Annotated in this window: 20 protein-coding genes and 1 tRNA gene; 8 read left to right on the plus strand and 13 right to left on the minus strand. The window is 65.6% G+C overall.

Features of this window, described 5'->3' with window-relative positions:
* Positions 1–237: 237 nt before the first annotated feature.
* On the plus strand, positions 238–921 hold the full coding sequence (locus Sa4125_RS11465; protein WP_224007377.1) for a glutathione S-transferase family protein: 684 nt from the start codon (positions 238–240) through the stop codon (positions 919–921).
* Positions 922–957: 36 nt separating this feature from the next.
* On the opposite strand, the gene mgtE is transcribed toward Sa4125_RS11465, so the two are convergent.
* Positions 958–2394, minus strand: coding sequence for a magnesium transporter (gene mgtE, locus Sa4125_RS11470; RefSeq protein ID WP_224007380.1), 1437 nt, complete (start codon positions 2392–2394; stop codon positions 958–960).
* Between the two features lie 263 nt (positions 2395–2657).
* Here mgtE and Sa4125_RS11475 point away from each other — a divergent pair, with 263 nt between their 5' ends.
* Positions 2658–2975 carry a hypothetical protein gene (locus Sa4125_RS11475; RefSeq protein ID WP_224007382.1) on the plus strand — a complete coding sequence of 106 codons (318 nt, stop codon included), beginning with the start codon at positions 2658–2660 and terminating at the stop codon, positions 2973–2975.
* Between the two features lie 666 nt (positions 2976–3641).
* On the opposite strand, the gene Sa4125_RS11480 is transcribed toward Sa4125_RS11475, so the two are convergent.
* A tRNA-Leu gene (locus Sa4125_RS11480) sits at positions 3642–3726 on the minus strand.
* Between the two features lie 151 nt (positions 3727–3877).
* On the opposite strand from Sa4125_RS11480, the gene lipB reads away from it, so the two are divergent.
* Positions 3878–4651: a lipoyl(octanoyl) transferase LipB gene (gene lipB / locus Sa4125_RS11485; protein WP_224007384.1), complete on the plus strand. Its 774-nt coding sequence runs from the start codon at positions 3878–3880 to the stop codon at positions 4649–4651.
* A gap of 14 nt (positions 4652–4665) precedes the next feature.
* Here lipB and Sa4125_RS11490 read toward each other — a convergent pair whose 3' ends face one another.
* The 3 genes from Sa4125_RS11490 to Sa4125_RS11500 all read right to left on the minus strand — a co-directional run bounded on the left by Sa4125_RS11490 (position 4666) and on the right by Sa4125_RS11500 (position 8173).
* Positions 4666–4944: an acylphosphatase gene (locus tag Sa4125_RS11490; protein WP_223998220.1), complete on the minus strand. Its 279-nt coding sequence runs from the start codon at positions 4942–4944 to the stop codon at positions 4666–4668.
* 61 nt (positions 4945–5005) lie between these two features.
* A complete protein-coding gene (locus Sa4125_RS11495) occupies positions 5006–7012 on the minus strand; it encodes an acetyl/propionyl/methylcrotonyl-CoA carboxylase subunit alpha (RefSeq protein ID WP_223998221.1) in 2007 nt (668 codons plus the stop codon).
* A gap of 207 nt (positions 7013–7219) precedes the next feature.
* Positions 7220–8173 carry a DMT family transporter gene (locus Sa4125_RS11500; protein ID WP_223998222.1) on the minus strand — a complete coding sequence of 318 codons (954 nt, stop codon included), beginning with the start codon at positions 8171–8173 and terminating at the stop codon, positions 7220–7222.
* A gap of 63 nt (positions 8174–8236) precedes the next feature.
* On the opposite strand from Sa4125_RS11500, the gene Sa4125_RS11505 reads away from it, so the two are divergent.
* From Sa4125_RS11505 to Sa4125_RS11520, 4 genes are all read left to right on the plus strand, one after another.
* The gene (locus Sa4125_RS11505) at positions 8237–8680 is read left to right on the plus strand and encodes a YaiI/YqxD family protein (RefSeq protein ID WP_223998223.1); all 444 of its coding nucleotides are present in this window, start codon (positions 8237–8239) and stop codon (positions 8678–8680) included.
* A gap of 259 nt (positions 8681–8939) precedes the next feature.
* Entirely contained in the window at positions 8940–9794 is an 855-nt protein-coding gene (locus Sa4125_RS11510) for a cytochrome b/b6 domain-containing protein (RefSeq protein ID WP_223998224.1), read from the plus strand.
* The gene (locus Sa4125_RS11515) at positions 9794–10579 is read left to right on the plus strand and encodes a molybdopterin-binding protein (RefSeq protein WP_224007764.1); all 786 of its coding nucleotides are present in this window, start codon (positions 9794–9796) and stop codon (positions 10577–10579) included. Before Sa4125_RS11510 ends, Sa4125_RS11515 begins: the two co-directional genes overlap by 1 nt.
* Positions 10580–10749: 170 nt before the next feature.
* Positions 10750–11763, plus strand: coding sequence for a diguanylate cyclase (locus Sa4125_RS11520; protein WP_223998225.1), 1014 nt, complete (start codon positions 10750–10752; stop codon positions 11761–11763).
* A 47-nt stretch (positions 11764–11810) separates the two neighbouring features.
* Here Sa4125_RS11520 and Sa4125_RS11525 read toward each other — a convergent pair whose 3' ends face one another.
* The 5 genes from Sa4125_RS11525 to crcB all read right to left on the minus strand — a co-directional run bounded on the left by Sa4125_RS11525 (position 11811) and on the right by crcB (position 16681).
* A complete protein-coding gene (locus Sa4125_RS11525; protein ID WP_223998226.1) occupies positions 11811–13343 on the minus strand; it encodes an acyl-CoA carboxylase subunit beta in 1533 nt (510 codons plus the stop codon).
* A gap of 84 nt (positions 13344–13427) precedes the next feature.
* A complete protein-coding gene (locus Sa4125_RS11530; protein WP_223998227.1) occupies positions 13428–14201 on the minus strand; it encodes an ATP12 family protein in 774 nt (257 codons plus the stop codon).
* 26 nt (positions 14202–14227) lie between these two features.
* The gene (locus Sa4125_RS11535; RefSeq protein ID WP_223998228.1) at positions 14228–14926 is read right to left on the minus strand and encodes an HAD-IA family hydrolase; all 699 of its coding nucleotides are present in this window, start codon (positions 14924–14926) and stop codon (positions 14228–14230) included.
* 2 nt (positions 14927–14928) lie between these two features.
* The gene (locus Sa4125_RS11540) at positions 14929–15915 is read right to left on the minus strand and encodes an RluA family pseudouridine synthase (RefSeq protein ID WP_223998229.1); all 987 of its coding nucleotides are present in this window, start codon (positions 15913–15915) and stop codon (positions 14929–14931) included.
* A gap of 385 nt (positions 15916–16300) precedes the next feature.
* Positions 16301–16681: a fluoride efflux transporter CrcB gene (gene crcB, locus Sa4125_RS11545; protein WP_223998230.1), complete on the minus strand. Its 381-nt coding sequence runs from the start codon at positions 16679–16681 to the stop codon at positions 16301–16303.
* Between the two features lie 189 nt (positions 16682–16870).
* Between crcB and Sa4125_RS11550 the strand changes: the two genes are divergently transcribed.
* Entirely contained in the window at positions 16871–17206 is a 336-nt protein-coding gene (locus Sa4125_RS11550; RefSeq protein ID WP_223998231.1) for a DUF3291 domain-containing protein, read from the plus strand.
* A gap of 44 nt (positions 17207–17250) precedes the next feature.
* Here the strand turns inward: Sa4125_RS11550 and Sa4125_RS11555 are convergent, their stop codons facing one another.
* The 3 genes from Sa4125_RS11555 to Sa4125_RS24200 form a co-directional block, all read right to left on the minus strand.
* Complete coding sequence (locus tag Sa4125_RS11555) at positions 17251–18570, minus strand: replication-associated recombination protein A (RefSeq protein ID WP_224007766.1); 1320 nt, start codon at positions 18568–18570, stop codon at positions 17251–17253.
* A 49-nt stretch (positions 18571–18619) separates the two neighbouring features.
* Positions 18620–20122, minus strand: a complete 1503-nt coding sequence (locus Sa4125_RS11560; RefSeq protein WP_223998232.1) for a DegQ family serine endoprotease — start codon at positions 20120–20122, stop codon at positions 18620–18622.
* Between the two features lie 149 nt (positions 20123–20271).
* A complete protein-coding gene (locus tag Sa4125_RS24200) occupies positions 20272–20406 on the minus strand; it encodes a hypothetical protein (RefSeq protein WP_267461327.1) in 135 nt (44 codons plus the stop codon).
* Positions 20407–20647 lie beyond the last annotated feature (241 nt).

Consider the following 20647-nt stretch of genomic DNA (forward strand, 5'->3'; position numbering starts at 1 on the left):
AATTCAATGTCTTGTATCTTGTTTTTAAGACAAGAGTTCAAAAACTGGCCAGGCGAATCGTCTGGAGCGACATGATGGAAACCAGGGAGGCGAAGCGCGTCCTTCAAAAGCTTCATGTCGGGGGGCTTCGGGAATCGCAAGAGTCCGTTAGTTTGGTGCCGCGGGCCGGCGGCCCATGCCCCGCCTGAGGCGAACCAGCCCATCGACTTCGCATCGATACCCAGAAAGAGCCATACGATGTACGCCCTCACCATCGCCAACAAGAACTACTCCTCCTGGTCGCTCCGTCCCTGGGTGCTGATGCGCACGCTCGGCATCGACTTCGAGGAGCGGATGCGCCCCTTCGCCGATGGACCGGATGCACCGCCGCGGGATTTTTCGCCGACCGGCAAGGTGCCCTGCCTAGAGGATGCGGGTCTCGTCGTCTGGGACTCGCTCGCCATCATCGAATATCTCGCCGAGCGCCATGATGGGGTCTGGCCATCATCGGCGACGGCCCGGGCCTTTGCGCGCTGCGCGGCCGCGGAGATGCATTCGGGCTTCCAGGCGTTGCGGAACGAGTGCTCGATGAGCGTCGGGCAGACCGTCGCCCTGTCGCAGAGGTCTCCGGCCCTGTCGGCCGACCTGCGGCGCATAGCGTCGCTGTGGAACGAGGGCCTGACACGGTTCGGCGGCCCATTTCTCGCCGGCCAGGATTTCTGTGCGGTCGACGCCTTCTTCGCGCCGGTCGCCTTCCGCATCCGCACCTTTGGCCTGGAACTGGACGGTCCGGCCGCCGACTATGCCACGCGCCTCCTTGCCCTACCCGCCATGCAGGAATGGGAAAAGGCGGCCCTGGCGGAGACCTGGCGCGACTCGAGCCACGAGGCCGAAGTCCTCGCCGCGGGAACAGTGTTGGAGGACCGGCGCGCCGTCGCCTGACGGCGGCGCGAAGCCGTCAGGCGACGGCCGTATCGCTCACCCGGGTGCGGCCCCGAACCACCAGGCCGCAAGGCCGAGAAAGGCGAAGAAGCCGACGACGTCCGTGACCGTCGTCACGAAGGTGCCGGAAGCCAGCGCCGGATCGGCGCCGACGCGGTCGAGCAGAAGCGGGATCAGGATGCCGGCGAGCGCGGCCGCGACCATGTTGATGATCAAGGCGATGCCGATCACCTCGCCAAGCCCGCGGCTCTGGAACCAGAGCCCCGCGACGACGCCGATGATCACGGCGAAGGCGATGCCGTTGACGAGCCCGACGAGCAGTTCCCTGCGGATGACGCGGCCGGCATTGTAGATGTCGATGTCACGCGTCGCGAGCGCACGCACCGCCACCGTCATCGTCTGCGTGCCGGCATTGCCGCCCATCGAGGCGACGATCGGCATCAGCACGGCGAGCGCCACCATCTGCTCGATCGTCGCATCGAACAGGCCGATGACCAGGGAAGCGAGAATCGCCGTCACCAGATTGATGAACAGCCACAGGAAGCGCGAGCGCACGGTCGTCGCGACGGTGTCGGAAAGCTCCTCGTCACCGACGCCGCCGAGGCGCAGGAGATCCTCTTCCGCCTCCTGCTGGATCACGTCGACGACGTCATCGATCGTCAAGACGCCAACGAGGCGCTCCGTCGCGTCGACCACGGCGGCCGAGAGCAGATCGTACTGCTCGAAGATCTGCGCCGCCTCTTCCTGGTCCATGTCTGCGGGAATGGCGTGGCGCGTCTCATGCATGATCTCTTCGATCGTCGCCGGACGGCGCATGCGCAGGATCCGGTCCAGATCGACCGCGCCGAGCAGCTTGAACGAGGGATCGACGACGAAGATCTGCGAGAAATTGTCGGGAAGTCCGGCTTCGTCCCGGAGATAGTCGATGGTCTGGCCGACGGTCCAGTAGGGTGGCACCGCGACGAATTCGGTCTGCATGCGCCGGCCGGCCGATTCGTCCGGATATTCCAGCGCCCGGCGCAGCCGGATGCGCTCGCGGAACGGCAACTGGGCGAGGATCTCCTTGCGGTCCTCCTCTTCGAGATCCTCGAGGATGTAGACGGCATCATCGGAATCGAGCGCCCGAACCGCCTCGGCGATCTGCGCGTTCGGCATCGCGTCGACGATCTGGAGCCGGATCGCCTCGTCCACCTCGGTGAGCGCGGCATAATCGAAATCGTCGCCCATCAGCCGCACCAGCGACTGGCGATCGTCCGGGCTCAGATGTTCCAGAAGGTCGCCGAGCTCGGATTCGTGGAGATCGCCGACGTCCTGCTTCAGTTGGAGAGCATCGTCAGCGGCGATCGCCTCCGTGACCCTATGGAGATAGCCGGCATCGAAGTCGCCGTCGGCGTCGTAGATCTCGACACGCTCTGCCGCTTCGGGAGCGGCGGCGGGGTCGAGAACGTCGCTGTCGGGCCCTCGATCAGCCATGCTCGCCCCTCTTCCTTCGCGGTGAATCACCCGCGAGGTCTAGTGCATCGGCGCGAGGATGGGAAACCGCAGTTTTTGCAGAATCGAGCCGCACGTCGCGCGCACGGCCACCACCGACAGGGTTGGCCTCTCCGAACCCACCGCGACGGTCATTAGAACGCGAGCGCGGCCGTAACGGCCTGATGACGGAATCCCAGTTCCAGAGTAGTCAGGTCCGTCGGATCGGGCTTCCGACCTATCGCCACAGCCCTGGATCTCACTCCATGAACCGCGTCATCGCTCTCGCCATCCCGCTCGCCCTTCTCGCGTCTTCGGCCCTGGCCAAGGACGTCGCCTTCAAATTGTCGAACGCCACGAGTTCGGCCGTCACCGAATTCTATCTGTCGCTCCCTGGCGACGACGAGTGGGGCGAGAACCTCGTCGTCGAGGCGATCCCGGCCGGTGGCAGCGCCCCGGCCCAGATCACCGACACGGACACCTGCATCTTCGACGTGAAGACGGTCTTCGCGGACGGCACCGACACCGAGGACCGCGAATACGACCTCTGCGCCAATTCGAACTACAAGATCGAAGAAGAATAGACCCGACACAATCACCGGCAGAAACGAACAGGCCCGGACTTTTCCGTCGGGCCTGTTTTCGTTCGGGGGGTCTGCATCAGGCCCTGTGCCCACCCGAACCGATCGGACGCAGGCGCTCTCAAGCCCGGATGCCTGTCAGCGAATGAGCGACCCCAGCGTTCCCGGCGCGCCACCGGTATTCCCGGTGCGGCACCGGATGAAAGCGCGCTCCCCTTCGGCTTCGCCGAGGGCCCGAGCGAAGCCGGACCCGCTGTGCGAATCTCGATGCTGCTCGAAGCGATCCGCAGCGGACTGGAGGGCGAACTGCCGGCAAAATTCCTCCGAGCCCGGCGTCTCCCGATTCGCCGAAATGCTGGCGCCAGCGAAGGGTGTGTGGGGAACGCGCGGGGTATCGCCGGACGGGGCAACGCAGCCCCCAAGGGCCAACAGAGCCAGCGCGCTTGCTGCCAATTTCATCTCGACTCTCCGGATTTGTCTTGCGGGCTTAATCGCAGGGGCGGGCTCTGGTTCCGAAGCCCTTGATCCACCGTGGCTCAAGCCGATACGCCGGTGCATCGCAAGCACGAAGACCGGCAACGCCGCCATGACGCCGAAGATGTCATTCCGCTGATGGTGGTCCCGGCCGGTAGCGCCGGGATAACGGCAGTTTCCAGCAAGGCTGAAAACTGGTGCGGTCGAGAAGACTCGAACTTCCACGGGTTGCCCCACAGCGACCTCAACGCTGCGCGTCTACCAATTCCGCCACGACCGCACGCCGTGTTCACCGATCCCTGAAGACCGGCTGCGGGCATGTAACAAACGATCCCGGCCGGCACAAGCGATTTGGCGAAACGGGGCGGAAAATCGTCACGAGGCTCGAAGCGCTGGCACCGGGGACCGGGGATTGCTACATCGGAGAGATGATGTCTCCCCTGCCCGAGCCTGCCGAAACTCCTGTCTCGCCGCGCCTTGCCGTGTCGCAGGAGCGATTCCTGGCCTCCACCGGGTCGCCGGCGGTGGAATGGACGATCTGGCCCGGCCTGACCCCCTATGCGGACGCCGTGGCCTTTATGGACGAGCGCGTCGCGGGAATCGCGGAGGGGATCGCGCCCGAGACGATTCTCCTGCTCGAGCATCCCGCGCTCTACACCGCGGGCACGCGCGCCGATGCCGCCGACCTCGTCGATCCCGATCGGTTTCCCGTCCACGCCAGCGGGCGCGGCGGCGAATACACCTATCACGGGCCCGGCCAGCGGGTCGCCTATGTCATGCTCGACCTGAAGCGGCGACGGCCCGACGTGCGGGCCTTCGTCTCGGCGCTGGAGCACTGGATCATCGCGACGCTCGGCGATTTCCAGGTGCGCGGCGAACGGCGGGAGGACCGCGTCGGCGTCTGGGTGCGCCGGCCCGAAAGGCCTTGCGCGCCCGACGGGTCGATGGCCGAGGACAAGATCGCCGCGATCGGCATCCGCCTGCGCAAATGGGTGACGTTCCACGGCATCAGCCTCAACGTCGATCCCGATCTCGGGCATTTTTCGGGGATCGTCCCCTGCGGCGTCAGCGATCACGGCGTCACCAGCCTCGTCGACCTCGGCTTGCCCGTCTCGATGGCGGAAGTCGACGGGGCCCTGCGCCGGCAGTTCGAGCGGGTTTTTGGCCCGACTCGCCCTTCGTCGGAGATCGACGAGGACCGCTGAGCCGCGGCGCCGTATCACGCCGTCGGCAGCACGTGAAATTCGGCGTCGGCGCCAGCGTCGGCGTCCGTCACGTCGAGGGATGCGATCCGCGCCCCAGGAGGGCCGCGCCAGACGCGCCGAAGCATTTCGTCGACCTCATCCGGCGCGCCGCTGAAGACAGCCTCGACGCCGCCGTCTCGGCGGTTGCGCACCCAGCCGGCAAGGCCGAGGCTCATCGCCTCGGTCTGGCACCAGGCGCGATAGCCGACGCCCTGGACGCGCCCGGAAATCATCACTCTGACAGCCTTCGTCATCCCGTCCCCCGATTGGCCGCGTCGCCTGTCGCAGTTCCTCCGGCGGAACGGCGCAAGTCGACTATTCGAACGCCATGATCACCGCATCGACTGCCAGACTGTCGCCCGGAACGGCGTCGATCCGTTCGACGACGAGGTCGCGCTCGGCCCTGAGCACGTTCTCCATTTTCATCGCCTCGACCACGGCCAGTGTCTCGCCGGCCTTCACCGCCTGTCCGACGACGACCGCGATCGAGACGACAAGGCCGGGCATGGGGCAGAGCAACAGACGGGAGGTGTCGGGAGGAACGCGCTCGATCATCAGTCGGTCGAGCGCGGCGATGGCCGGCGACATCACCCGTGCCTCGAACCAAAGGCCATCCAGAAACAGCGCGAAGCCGGACGGACGCTGGCGCAGCTGCACGAAGACGTCCTCGCCGTCGATCGTCCCGGAAAAACTCGCCTCGCCCGCGCGGTAGCCGCTCGCGACGACGGCAGCCTGCCCGCCGACTTCGAGCGTCAGCCTGCCGCTTCCCGCATCGAAGCTTGCGACCGCGACGGGAATGTAGGCGCCGTCGATCTTCGCTTCCCAGGCGCCGGCGATGTTGCCGCCGTGCGGGCGGAGCCGGTCGATATGGCGGTCGAGCCTCCGGTGGCGGGCGATCTCGACGATCGTGGCGATCAGCGCGGCCCGCTGCTGCAGAGCCTCACTCGCCGTCGGCCGCTCGAAGCCGTCCGGAAACTCCTCGGCAATGAAGGCGGTGGACAGGCGTCCCTCCTGCCAGCGCGGATGGCGCATCAGGGCGGCAAGGAACGGAATGTTGTGCTCGATGCCGTCGATCTCGAATCGCGACAGTGCCGCGCTCATCGCCGAGATCGCCTCGGCGCGCGTCGCCGCATGGGTACAGAGTTTCGCGATCATCGGATCGTAGAACATCGAGATTTCCGATCCCTCGGTCACGCCGGTGTCGTTGCGCACCGTGGCACTGCCGAGGTGTCCTTCCGCCGGCGGACGGTAGCGCGTGAGCCGGCCGATCGACGGCAGGAAGGAGCGGAACGGATCCTCCGCATAGATGCGGCTTTCCACCGCCCAGCCGTCGAGGGTGACGTCGGCCTGCGCGATGTCGAGAGTCTCGCCGGCAGCGATGCGCAGCATCTGCTCGACGAGGTCGACGCCGGTGACCAGTTCGGTGACGGGATGCTCGACCTGCAGCCGCGTGTTCATTTCGAGGAAGTAGAAATTGCGCGCCGCGTCGACGATGAACTCGACGGTGCCGGCGCTCTGGTAGTCCACCGCCCTGGCCAGGGCGACCGCCTGCGCACCCATCGCAGCACGGGTCTCGGCGTCGAGAAAGGGCGATGGCGCCTCCTCCACGACCTTCTGGTTACGCCGCTGGATCGAGCATTCGCGCTCGCCGAGATGGATGGCGTTGCCGTGGGCGTCGGCGAGGACCTGGATCTCGATATGGCGGGGATCGACGATGAATTTCTCGACAAACAAGCGGTCGTCGCCGAAGGAGGATTTCGCCTCGGACCGGGCGCGCTCGAAGCCGTCCCGGCATTCGGCCTCGCTATGGGCGATGCGCATGCCCTTGCCGCCGCCGCCGGCAGACGCCTTGATCATCACGGGATAGCCGATGCCGGCGGCGATCCGTACCGCCTCGTCGGCGTCAGCGATGATGCCGAGATGGCCCGGGACGATGCTGACGCCGGCGGCCTTGGCGAAGAGCTTGGATTCGATCTTGTCGCCCATCGCCCGGATCGCGCGCGGCTTCGGACCGATGAAGACGATGCCCTCGGCTTCCAGCATCTCGCAGAAGCTGGCGCGCTCGGACAGGAAGCCGTAGCCGGGATGCACGGCCTCCGCTCCCGTCTGCCGGCAGGCCTCCAGGATTTTCTCCGGGACGAGATAGCTTTCGGAAGCGGCCGAAGGCCCGATCGCCACGGCCTCGTCCGCCATCTCGACATGCACGGCACCCCGGTCCGCCTCGGAATACACCGCGACCGTCGCGATCCCCATCCGACGCGCCGTCCTGATGACGCGGCAGGCAATCTCGCCGCGATTGGCGATCAGGATCTTCTGAAACATCTGGCGTCCCCCCGGCGCTTCTTTGGTTCCTGTCTTGGCGCGGGTCGAACCGTCCCGCAAGCGCGACGAAAGACGGGCTCCCTCGGCAACGCTGCCGATGGTCGCGCGCTGTCACGCCGACCGACCCACATTTCGTCATGACGACAGCTCATCTGGAACGTCATCTTTCGCATATAAGCGTCTGCAATCATTGTATCGAGACGGCCATCAACCCCGCTCCGGCGACAGGGACGATCGACGCGCTGCCAGCCGGTTCTCTCGCCAGGCGATGTAGACGCCCGAAGCGACGATGATGGCGATGCCGATCCCTTTGCCGGCATCCGGCATGTCGCCGAAGAGGAGGAAGCCGAGGATCGTCGCTGAGACAATCTCGAAATAGCCGAAGGGCGCGAGCAGCGACGCGGGCGCCAGTCGGTAGGCCTGGATGAAGAGAAGATGGGCAACCGTGGCGAACAGGCCGGTCGTCAGGAGTAGGCCCCAGACTGCGGCGCCCCGCGGCACTTCGAGGCCGAGTTCCGCAATGCCGGCCTGGGTACCGACGAGGCAGATCACCAGCATCGACACCGATCCGCCGATCCCGGCATAGAAGTGCATCGCGAGCGGCGACGTCCTGCCGGAAAGATGGCGCGACAGGACGAGGTAGAGCGCGACCAGGGCCGCCGTCATCAGCGGCAGCGTCGCCACCAGCCCGAGCGCGACGAAATTCGGCCGGATGACGATGACGGCGCCGAGAAAGCCGACGAACACCGCCGTCAGTCGTCGCCAGCCCACCGTCTCCTTCAGCAGGACCGCGGAAAGCAGCGTCACGATCATCGGCTCGACGAAGAAGATCGCCGTTGCATCGGCCAGCGGCATGTTCTTCAGCGCCAGGAAGAACAGGAAACTTGCGACGCCGAGGGCAACGCCGCGAAAGAGGTTGAGGCCGACATTCTGAATCCGGAGGCTCTGCCAGCCCTCTCGCCCGATCAAGAAAGGGAAAACCATCAGGCTTTGGAGGACGAAACGCAGAAGCGCGATCTCGCCGGCCGGCATCGCGTGTCGCTCGCCGAGCATCTTGGCGGCGGCATCGAGCCCGGGAACGAGCAGCGCCCCGAGGATCATCAGCATGATGCCGCGCGGGATATCGTCACGGGCATGAAGGGAAGCGGTCGTGTCCGGCATGCGCGAACCATGGCAGATCGGCCCATCCGCCGCTATGAGTGCTGCGAACTTCAGGAGAACGCCGTGACGACGCTGTACATCGACGCCGACGCCTGCCCGGTGAAGGACGAGGCTCTCGAAATCGCCGATCGGCACCAGGTGGCTTGCGTCTTCGTGTCGAACGGCGGCATGCGGCCCTCGCGCTATCCCGGTGCACGCATGGTGACCGTCGCCGATGGCGCGGACGCGGCCGACGACTGGATCGTCGAGGCGCTGCTCGCCGGCGACATCGTGGTGACCTCGGACATCCCGCTTGCCGCACGGGCGCTCGACAAGGGCGCGAAAGTCGTCAACTCGAACGGCCGCGACTTCACACCGGAATCGATCGGCACGGCGCTGTCGATGCGCGCCTTTCAGCAGCACCTGCGCGAGACCGGCGAGAGCAAGGGCTACAACAAGAGTTTTGCCGCCGCCGACCGCTCGAGATTCCGGCAGAGCCTGGAGCGCATCCTGCGGTCGCTGCGATAGACCGGCCACGCGCCTGACATCGTCGCAACGCTGCGACCGGCAGCCGGCCAGTTCGGTGGAGCCTGCCCGGAAGACCGGCCATGATGCCTGGGACCGCAAAGGTTACATGGCATTCCCGCACAAAAACGTCAGAGCTTTCAGCGGCCTTCGCTCGCGATACGGCTTGACCCGCTCTCGCCCGACGCGCCAATGATCAGCACCTTCCGCTGCGTTCACAGAGCAGTCGGGACGGCGGTTTCAGAGGGGGAGACGAAGACCGATGGCCGGCGTTAAAACCAACAAGGGTCCGCTGATCTACCGGCAGAAGCTCGCCACGCGCATCACGCACTGGCTGTGGGTGATCTGCCTTTTCTTCCTGCTCCTGTCCGGCCTGCAGATCTTCATGGCGCGTCCGGATCTCTATATCGGCAAGCAGTCCGGCTTTGCCTTCGACAATTCCTTCTTCACGATCGGCGCTGCCTTCGAAGGCTCCGCGATGCGCGGCTTTACGGAAATCTTCGGCTACCGCTTCGACACCACCGGATGGCTCGGCGCGATCTGGGTGAATGGCAACCTGCAGGGCAAGAGCTTTCCCGGCTGGCTGACCATCCCCTCCTACCGCGATCTCGGCTCCGGACGCGTCGTGCACTTCTTCTTCGCCTGGCTTCTGGTGGCAACCCTGCTCGGCTGGCTGATCTCCAGCCTCGTCAACGGTCATCTGCGTCGGGACATCCTGCCGAAGCCCTCGGACATCCGCCGTATCGGGCCTGATATCGCTGCCCACGCGCGGCTGCGCTTTTCGCACGGCCGCGACTACAACGTGCTGCAGAAGCTGTCCTACGCCTCGGTACTGTTCATCGCGCTGCCGCTGATCATCGTCACCGGCCTGTGCATGTCGCCAGGGGTGAATGCGATGATGCCATGGATGGTCGACCTCTTCGGCGGCCGCCAGACGGCCCGCACGATCCACTTCCTGACCATGCTGGCGCTCGTTGCCTTCGTCTTCGTCCACATCGTCATGGTGCTGGCGGCAGGGCCGCTGAACGAGATCCGCTCGATCGTCACCGGCTGGTACCGCACCGATCCCGGCCTTGAACCAGACCCCGCCCCCGCCCCGGAACCGGAGACGACATGATGCGCCCTCTCGACATCACCCGCCGCCGCTTCCTCACCGGCGCCACCGTCGCGACCGCGGCACTGCCGTTGAGCGGCTGCTTCGACGCCGCCGGCCGGCGGGACGGAACCGTACGGAGCGTGCTCGAATACGCCAACTCGCTCACCTACCGGGTGCAGCGATTGCTGCTTGGCTCGAACAGCCTGGCGCAGGAGTTCTCCCAGAGCGAGATCCGCCAGCCGCAGCGGCCGAACGGGTCGACCAACCCGCAGGACGCCAACTATCTCGCGCATGTCGCGAGCGACTTTTCGAACTATCGGCTGGCGGTAACCGGACTGGTCGAAAGGAACCTCAGCCTGTCGCTCGACGAAATCCGCAACATGCCGTCGCGCACCCAGATCACGCGCCACGACTGCGTCGAGGGCTGGAGTTGCATTGCGCAATGGACTGGCGCGCCGCTCGCGGGCATTCTCGACGCCGCGCAGGTGAAGAGCCAGGCGCGCTTCGTGGTCTTCACCTGCATGGATACCTATGGCAGCGGCTTTGCCGGTGGAGTTCCCTACTACGAGTCGATCGATCTCGCCGATGCCCGCCATCCCCAGACGATTCTCGCCTACGGGCTGAACGGCGAGACTCTGCCCGTCGCCAACGGCGCGCCTCTCCGCGTCCGGGTGGAGCGCCAGCTCGGGTACAAGATGGCCAAATACATTTCCGGGATCGAGCTGACGGCCACGTTGGACGGACATGGCCAAGGCAAGGGTGGATACTGGGAGGACAATGGCTACGACTGGTTCGCCGGGATATAGTTCTTCCATCCTGTGGACCTTCGATCCGAAAACTCTGGAGCGCTTAGCGATTCTCCGGGAAGACGGCCCTGAAACACCGAAGTGCCGCAAATTGTAAGGGCTCACAGAACCCATTGTTAACGGTTTTGATGGACCATCCTTGCTGAATATAAGGCAAGGAAACAGTTGCCATGGGCGCGAGACGGTGGTCCCTCACCGATAAGGAAAACGACCTTCCGCAGATCTTTGCGATCCAGTTGATGGAGCATCTGGTCGTTCCGACCTTCGTTCTCGATGCATCGGGGGTGTGCATCCTCTGGAACCTCGCCTGCGAGCGGCTGACGGGTCTGGCGGCGTCCGAAGTGGTCGGAACCCGGGACCACTGGCGCGGCTTCTACCGGGCCCGACGGCCCTGCCTCGCCGATCTGGTGCTGCGCGAGCGGTCCGACACGATCGATGCGCTTTACAGCGTCAATCGCAGCAAATCCTTCGGCGATACCGGGCTTTCCGCAGAGAACTGGTGCGAGCCGCCGAACGCCCACGGCGCGCGACGCTACCTCGCCTTGGACGCCGGGCCGATCTTCAGCGAGACGGGGGAACTCCTGGCCGTCGTCGAGACCCTTCGCGACATCACCGTTCAGAAGGAAGCCCAGATGGCACTGGAGGCGCTGGCCAGCCAGGATGGGCTGACCGGCATTCCGAATCGGCGCTACTTCGACCAGTTCCTCGAGCAGGAATGGCGCCGCGCCATTCGCGACGATCGGCCCCTGTCCCTGCTCATGATCGATATCGACCACTTCAAGCAGTACAACGACCTCCTCGGTCACCAGAACGGTGACGAGTGCCTGAAGCGCACCGCCTCTCTTCTCTCAGGTTCCATGCTGCGGACGACCGACTTCGTCGCGCGCTATGGCGGCGAGGAGTTTGGCGCCATCCTGCCGGGCACCGACCTCAACGGTGCGGTCCGGGTCGGCGAGCGCATTCTGGAAATCATGAAGGCGAGCGCTCTGCCCCATCCGGGCATCAACCCGAAGATCCTGACCGTCAGCATCGGCGCCGCGAGCCTTGATGCGGGAACGGGCTCGCCCGATGGGCTGATCGCGCGCGCCGACGAGGCCCTCTACAGCGCCAAGCGCCTCGGCCGGAACCGCGTCGCCATCGCCGAGCCCATCACTGTCCGCCAGGACACGCTGCTGACGGCATGATGGCCGGAACTTGACCTGCCACGCTTGGGACAGCGACCGCCCCGCTCCTACAGCGGAATGTTGTCGTGTTTCTTCCAGGGATTTTCGAGATCCTTGTTGCGCAGCATCGCGAGCGCCCGCGAAACGCGCCGCCGTGTCGAATGCGGCATGATCACCTCGTCGACATAGCCGCGTTCCGCGGCGACGAAGGGCGAGAGGAAGCGGGTCTCGTAGGCCTTGGCATGGGCGGCGATCTTGTCCGGGTCCTTCGCGTCGCGGCGATGGATGATCTCGGCCGCGCCCCGCGCGCCCATCACGGCGATCTGGGCGGACGGCCAGGCATAGTTGATGTCGCCGCGCAGATGCTTCGACGCCATCACGTCGTAGGCGCCGCCAAAAGCCTTGCGGGTGATGATGGTCACCTTCGGCACCGTCGCCTCGGCATAGGCAAAAAGCAGCTTCGCCCCGTGCTTGATGAGGCCGCCGTATTCCTGCGCGGTTCCCGGCAAGAACCCCGGCACGTCGACGAAGGTCACGACCGGGATCGAAAAGCAGTCGCAGAAGCGCACGAAGCGGGCCGCCTTGCGCGAGGCGTCCGAGTCGAGAACGCCGGCGAGCACCATCGGCTGATTGGCGACGATACCGACCGTGCGACCCTCGATGCGGCCGAAGCCGGTGATGATGTTCCGGGCAAAAGCTGCCTGGATCTCGAAGAAATCGCCCTCGTCGACGGTCTTGCGGACGAGTTCCTTCATATCATAGGGCTTGTTCGCGTTGTCCGGAACAAGCGTATCAAGAGACATGTCCATATCGTTGATGGACTGAGAGAATTCGATTTCTGGTACTGGCGAGGTGTTGGATGCCGGGAGGAAGTCGACCAGACGGCGCATGGCCAGCAGCGCCTCGACGTCGTTGTCATACGCCCCGTCGGCAATCGATGATCTCGTCGTGTGAACGGAGGCGCCGCCGAGCTCTTCGGCCGTCACCGTCTCGTTGGTCACGGTCTTGACGACGTCCGGCCCGGTGACGAACATGTAGGACGTGTCGCGGACCATGAAGATGAAGTCGGTCATCGCCGGGGAATAGACGTCGCCGCCGGCGCAAGGCCCCATGATCACCGAGATCTGCGGGATGACGCCCGAGGCCAGCACGTTGCGCTGGAAGATCTCGGCATAGCCGCCGAGCGCGGCGACACCCTCCTGGATGCGCGCGCCACCGGCGTCGTAGAAGCCGATGATCGGCGCGCGGTTGCGCAGCGCCATGTCCTGGACCTTCTGCACCTTTTCCGCATGTGCCTCGGAAAGAGACCCGCCGAACACGGTGAAATCCTTGGCGAAAACGAAGACGGTTCGGCCGTTCACGGTACCCCATCCGGTGACGACGCCGTCGCCAAAGACCTTCTGGTCCTCCATGCCGAAATCGGTGGAGCGATGCTGGACGAACATGTCGAATTCCTCGAACGATCCCTCGTCGAGAAACACCGCGAGGCGCTCGCGCGCGGTGAGCTTGCCCTTGGCGTGCTGCACGGCGATGCGGGCGGTGCCGCCACCCATGCGGGCGAGCTCGCGCCGACGCTCCAGTTCGACGATGACGTCCTTCATGCCCGCGCCTCCGCATGCCCACCCATTACCGCCGGGTCTAGCATGCGCCGCCGAACCGCGGAAATCAGACGGAAGGCTGAGGGATCAGGAAGCCTCTTGCGGGAAATGTCCCGCCGCGTCATCGCCGCTCTCCGGCGCGAGCGCCTGGAGCAGGATCACCGCCGCGCGCATGTCGGCATACCGTGCCGCACGCCGCGCCTCGGCTTCCGCATCTCCGCCCCAGAGGCCGATGTTCCAGTCCTCGTCGACATGCGCCGCCTCCCAGGCCAAATCGGCATCGAGCCAGCCTTCCGCGATGCCCAGCGGCAGCAGCGCCGAGCCGGTCAGCGTCGTCATCTGGTGGAGCGCGGCAACCGCGAAGGGATCCTCCACGGCATCGATCCGCTGGCGAAACGCTGCGATGGACGCAGGCGGCTGGGCGGCGTGCATGACGCCCTCGGCCAGAACGAAGCGGCTGCCGATGCGCCGTTCGGCCTCGGCGATGATCGGATCCCAGGCCGCGCGCTGGCGCTCGACCAAACGTTCGGGATAGCCGGCACGGTAGAACAGCATGTCGGTCTCGATATAGCCGGCGAGATCGGCGCGCACGCTGCCCGGATCGTCGGCGATGCCGTCGATCACGGTATTGGCGAGCCGGGTCAGCGGCATGGTCGCGGGATCGATCCGCTCCTTCTGCGCTTCCCATTCGCTCGCAAGGAGCGCGGCAAGCGCTCGCGTCGGCACGACGAGCTTGCGCCGCAGCGGCGTGCGCAGGCCCCGCCCATCCAGCTCGATGGAGAAACCGCCGCCCTCGGCGGTGACGACCGAGACGGCGGTATAGAAGCGCTTGGGCAGTTCCGGGCGATTGAGGGAGGACATGAGGATCTCGTCAAAATGCAGGGAACTCAGGCTGGGATGAACCGGGGGCCAGAGACGGTCTCGCCGGAAATCCAGAAATCGATCAGACGGCCCATTTCGCCGACATCGGCAGCGACTCCAAGGGCGCCGGCTTCGGACAGAGCGTGGGGCGTGCTCGCTCCCCAGGCGACGCCGAGCCCGGCGGCCGCGGCCGCCAGAGCCATCTGCATGTCGAAGACGGCGTCGCCGACGACCAGCGTGTCGGCAGGCTCGACGCCCACCGTCTTGCAGCATTCGAGCACCATCGCCGGATGCGGCTTGGACGGGCAGTCGTCGGCCGTGCGGATGGCGTAGAACACGCCGTCCAGCCCATGCGCCTCGACGACCGCGTCGACACCGCGGCGGGTCTTGCCGGTAACGAGACCGAGCCGAACATCCTGCCGCGCGCCAAGATCGGCGAGCAGAGCCGGAATGCCGTCGAAGAGCGTCTCGCGAAACGCTGCGTCCTCTCGCGCGGCGCGAAAGTTCAGCCGATAGGCCGCAACCAGCAGCGGCAGCATCTTCGGCGCACATTCCGGGTAGAGCCGCAGGATCGCCGTATCGAGCGACAGGCCGATGATGGCCTGCGTCGCAGCATCTTCAGGCACCGGCAGATCGTGTGCGGCAAAGGTCCGGCGCATGGCCTCGCAGATCAGCCCGAAACTGTCGGCGAGCGTGCCGTCGCAGTCGAAGAGAACGAGCTTCATGGTCAGTCTCCGGTCTCGGACTCGTCGAAGCCGAAGAGGTTCCAGGTCTGGACCATGTGCGGCGGCAGCGGCGCCATCTGCTCGATCACGCCGCCGTCGGGATGCGGGATGGCGATGCGGCGCGCGTGAAGATGGAGCCGTTTCTGCACACCGCCGGGAAAGTCCCAGTTGATGTCCGCATCGAAATATTTGGGATCGCCGATGATCGGATGGCCGATGTGCAACGCATGGACGCGGAGCTGGTGGGTGCGGCCGGTATAGGGCTCGAACTCGATCCAGGAGAAGTTCTGCGCCGCCTGGTCGACGACCCGGTAATGCGTCAGCGCATGGTCGGCGCCGTCCTCACCGTGCTTGCCGACGCGCATGCGGTCGCCGTCCTGCGTCTCCTCCTTCACCAGATAGGTCGAGATCCGCCCCTCCTTCGGGTTCGGCACGCCCTTCACGATCGCCCAGTAGGTCTTCTTGGTGTCGCGCTCGCGGAACATCTTGGTGAGGAAGGACGCTGCGCCCCGTGTCCGGGCGACGACGAGAACGCCTGATGTATCGCGGTCGAGCCGATGCACGAGGCGGGGCTTTTCGCCGCGCTTGTTGCGCCAGGCTTCCAGCATGTCGTCGACATGCCGCGCGACGCCCGAGCCGCCCTGGACGGCAAGGCCCGCAGGCTTGTTGAAGACGAGAACCTTCTCGTCCTCGTAGATCAGCATCTGCGAGAGGACGTCGCCATCCTGCCGGCCCTTCATCAGATTGGTGGTGAGCGGCGCGCCCTTGGCACGGGCAGCGTCCGTGCCGATCGGCGGCACGCGCACCATCTGGCCCGGCGCGATGCGCGTGTCGGACTTCACCCGCCCACCGTCGACGCGGATCTGCCCGGAACGCAGCAGCTTCTGCAGATGCGTAAAGCCGAGGCCGGGATAGTGGATCTTGAACCAGCGATCGAGGCGCAGGCCGGCCTCGTCGTCTTCGACGCGTTTCTGTTCGATGATCGCCATATCAGGGCGAACTCCTTGTTGATCCGCCGGCACGGGGCCGACCGGCATTGCCGGGAGACTGTCGGCGACGCCGAACATCAAGTCTTCTTCACTGGGGAAGCACTGAAGCCCGGAAGAATCGGACACTGCCGGCACATCGCAGAAGCACCGCCGACAGTGTCAGCCGAGCGACTTCGACGCCGTGCGGCAACGGCCCGTCTTCTTCCCCTTTGACAGGGCACAGACTTCGATCTGTCGGTGACGGCGAAGGCGCCCAACAAAAGCGAAGAGAGCAGGACCGGTACCAAGCCTGCTCGTATCACATTCGGAAGGGGGTTGTAACGTCGCACGTCGATCTGCCTCGCCAGAGGGTGAACCGGCCTGTTCCGCGCCACCCCCTTTTCCCTTAGGCTAGGGCGCGAATCAAAAAGAGGCCCCCAACCAGGGCGGCAATGCCGGTCAGCACCGAGCCAAGGACATAGGCCAGAGCCAGCAGCGCGTATCCGCGCTCGAAGAGGCTGACGGCATCGAGCGAGAAGCTGGAAAATGTCGTGAATCCACCCAGAAATCCCGTGGCCAGCAAGAGCCGCAGCTCCATCGACATGTCGAAGCGGCGCGCCAGGACCTCGATCAGGACGCCCATGGCAAACGAGCCGGCGATATTCACCGTCATCGTCCCCCAGGGAAAGCTCATCCCGAAGAGCCGCGTGCAGCCGACGACGACGAGATGACGGAGGGCCGAGCCAGCGGCGCCGCCGGCGGCGACGAGGAGGATTTGCTTGAGCATTCGCAGACTGCCTGATCCGGGCGAGCCCGTTCCTAGCGACGAAGGCGCCGACCGTAAAGACTTCAACATCTGTGTCGGCGTCATGACACGCTCATTGCCGAGGCTCCAGAATCGGCTCCCGGGCCTTGCAGCCAGGCCTCGCGCGTGATTTTGCTTGTGCCATTCGCGGCATCGGGGACGCATGCGCTCATGGCCTATCGGCTGGCCCTGTACAATTTCGGCATGTTTCGCCGTCCCTCGGACGATCCGGTCAATCGCGGCTTCCACGACAGGAACGATCCGAACCTGCGCGCCGTCGAGGCGAGCGACGGCTTCATTTCCCGGTCCGGCTATCCCGACGAGCCGGGACCACCCAGTTGGGGCGTGCAGGTTTTTCCGCGCTTTTTCGTGGACAACGGCGACGGCTGGGCGCCCTCGACGCTGTCGCTGCGCAAACGAGGATTTTTCAGGCCTCCTGAAAGACCGCAATTTCATGGTCGTCTGCCGGCACCAGACCGATTGAACGTCGATGCGCCATGCGCCTGAAAGCCTCGATCCGGTGCCCGTGGATGATCGTCAGCGCTGTCGCCTTAGTCCTCGCCGCGTTCCGCCCGCAGCCTCGCCCAGTGATCCATGCGCTTCTTCAGCGTCGCCTCGAAGCCGCGTTCGACCGGCTGGTAGAAGCCCTGGCGGCCGAGTGCCTCGGGAAAGTAGTTCTGGCCGGAAAAGGCGTCGGGCTGATCGTGGTCGTAGCGGTAGCCCGTGCCGTAGCCCTCGCCCTTCATCAGTTTGGTCGGAGCGTTGAGGATGTGCTTGGGCGGCACCAGCGAGCCGTGCTCCTTGGCCGCCCGCATCGCCGCCTTGTAGGCGGTGTAGACGGCGTTCGATTTCGGCGCGGTGGCGAGATAGACGGTCGCTTCGGCAAGCGCCAGTTCGCCCTCGGGCGAGCCGAGATAGTCGAAGGCGTCCTTGGCGGCATTGGCGATGACGAGCGCCTGCGGATCGGCGAGGCCGATGTCCTCGGACGCCATGCGCACCAGCCGGCGGCCGAGATAGAGCGGGTCCTCGCCGGCATCGAACATCCGGCAGAGATAGTAGAGCGCGGCGTCGGGATCGGAACCGCGGACAGATTTGTGCAGCGCCGAGATCAGATTGTAGTGGCCGTCCTGGCCCTTGTCGTAGACCGGGGCGCGGCGCTGCACGATCGTCTGAAGAGCCGTCGCGTCGAAGATTTCGCCGGGCTTGGCGGCCCGCCACACCTCCTCGGCCAGCGTCAGGATGGCTCGGCCGTCGCCATCGGCCATGCGCACGAGCACGGCACGCGCCTCATCGTCGAGGGGCAACGACCTGTCTTCGACCGCCTCGGCCCGGCCGAGGAGCTGCGACAGGCTTTCCGCGTCATGCGGATGAAAGGTCAGGACCCGCGCCCGCGACAGGAGAGCCGCGTTGAGCTCGAAGGACGGGTTCTCCGTCGTCGCGCCGACGAGGACGACCGTGCCGTCTTCCATCACGGGAAGAAAACTGTCCTGCTGGGCGCGGTTGAAGCGGTGGATCTCGTCGACGAAGAGAAGCGTCGGTCGCCCGTTGCTGCGCCGCAGCCGCGCCGATTCGAACATCTTCTTGAGATCGGCGACACCCGAGAAGATCGCCGAGATCTGCTCGAAGGCGAAATCGACCTGGCCCGCCAGAAGCCGCGCGACCGTCGTCTTGCCGGTACCGGGCGGCCCCCAGAAAATCATCGAGCCCAGCGTCTCCGCGCCCAGCATGCGCGTCAGCACGCCGGAGGGCCCCGTCAGGTGATCCTGCCCCACGACCTCGGCAAGCGTCGTCGGCCGGAGCCGGTCGGCCAGCGGGCGGCGCGGTTCGGCGGCGGCCCTGTCGCCTACAGCGCGGCGCGGCTCCGTCGGCATGGAGGCCGCGGACGCGTCGCCGAACAGGTCGCTCACGAACAGATCCTCATCAGCGCACCGTCTGCACCATGCGCTTGCCGTCGCGCTCGATCTCGTAGCGCCAGCCGCGCCGCGTCGCATCGGCCATGCGCTCAAAGGCCTGCGTCGAGCGCGCCGGCTCACCGTTGAGACCGACGATGATGTCCTTCGGCCGAAGACCGAAGCGCGCCGCAAAGGACCGCGGATCGATCTCCGTGACGACAACGCCCATCTTCGTCGCGGGAAGGTCGAGTTCGTCGGCAAGACGCGGCGACAGATTGGCGATGGTCGCGCCGGAGAACGGCGTCTCGCCTTCGAGCCGGCGTAGATCGCGCGGCGGATCCTCGGGCGCCGCGGCAAGCGCCAGGGTCAGCGTCTCCCGTTCCCCCGCAGACAGAACGTCCAGCGAAACGCTGCGGCCGATGCCCGAGGTCGCCAGCCGGTAGCCGAGAACGTCCGGATCGCCGACGACGAAGCCATCGATGGCCAGAACCACGTCGCCCGGCTTCAGCCCGGCGTCATTGGCCGGCCCCTTCGCCGCGACATCCTGGACGAGCGCCCCGCGTGGCAGGTCGAGACCGACGGCAGCGGCGACATCGGGCGACACCGGGGTGAAACTCGCGCCGATATAGGGACGCTCGAAGCGCCCGCCCTTCTTCGCCGCCTCGACGAAGACGCGGACCATGTTCGAGGGGATGGCGAAGCCGATGCCGTTGGAGCCGCCCGAGCGCGAGAAGATCGCCGTGTTCACGCCGATGAGGTCGCCCCGCATGTCGATCAGCGCGCCGCCGGAGTTGCCCGGATTGATCGCCGCATCCGTCTGAATGAAGTAGCCGGCATCGTTGACGCCGATATGGGTGCGGGCAAGCGCTGAGACGATGCCGTTCGTCACGGTCTGGCCGATGCCGAAGGGGTTGCCGATCGCGAGCACCAGATCCCCGATCTCGAGCGCGTCCGAATCGGCAAGGCCGATCGAGGGGAACGGCTGATCACCCTCGATCTTGAGGACGGCGAGATCTCCCCGCTCGTCCTTCAGCAGAACCTTCGACGTGAATTCGCGGCCGTCACTGAGCGCCACCTTCACCTCGTCGGCGTCGCGGATGACGTGGTTGTTCGTGACGATGAGGCCGCTCTGGTCGACGATCACGCCGGAGCCAAGCGAGGCCTGCATGCGGGGCCGCTGCTGCTGCAGGCGACGGCCGAAGAACTGCTCGAAAAATGGATCGCCGGCAAAGGGCGAGCGCTGCGGCATGGCTCGCGCCGCATAGACGTTCACCACCGCCGACGCGCTCTTCTTGACCAGCGGCGCGAAGGACAGCTTGATCTCGGTGGCGTCCGCCGGAACCTGACGACCGGTCACTGTCGATGCGGGGGCCGCTGGCTCGATCGGCACGGGAGCGGCCGGCGGCGTGTCGGATGCTGCCTGGCGCTCCTCCTTGTTGCCGAACAGTCCGGAGAGCCATCCATCGGCCGCCATGGCGGGATGAGCGGTCAGGAGGACGGTGGCGACGAGAAGGTATTTTTTGTTCTTCACGCAGAGGGTTCCCATGCAATTGCCAGGCTGGTTGACCTTCGCCAGGCCTAGCGCCTCAGGCGCCCGATGTCGCCGGCTGATTGCAACGAAAAAGGGGCCGCAACGCGACCCCCCTCTCTAAATTCTTGCGATGTCAGGCGTGGCGTCGCTCAGCGACCGACCATCACCTGCGGCGCCGAACCGTTTATGGCGCTCTCCGCCGGCAGATCTGCCGTGGCATAGCTCGCTGTCAGGACGCCGAAGGCGGCGACAGCGCCGAGGAGAGTAAGGAGAGTGCGGCGCATGGAGGGGATACTCGTTCCAATTTCGATCGTGTTATCATTCATTTGAATCATTTAATCCGCGTAAATCCCGCCACACATGCGGCAACAGTCCCTTGTCGCCATAGAAATGACGTGACGCCGACAAAGTTGCGTTGCCGCTGGAAAATCTGGCACCGATCTCCGCGGGCGAGCCTATCGCACGGGGCGGACCCTCCCACCTATCGCAAAGCCGCAACACTTGCCGGCAGATCAATCAGATTGA

The sequence above is a fragment of the Aureimonas sp. SA4125 genome, assembly GCF_019973775.1.
Taxonomy (GTDB): domain Bacteria; phylum Pseudomonadota; class Alphaproteobacteria; order Rhizobiales; family Rhizobiaceae; genus Plantimonas.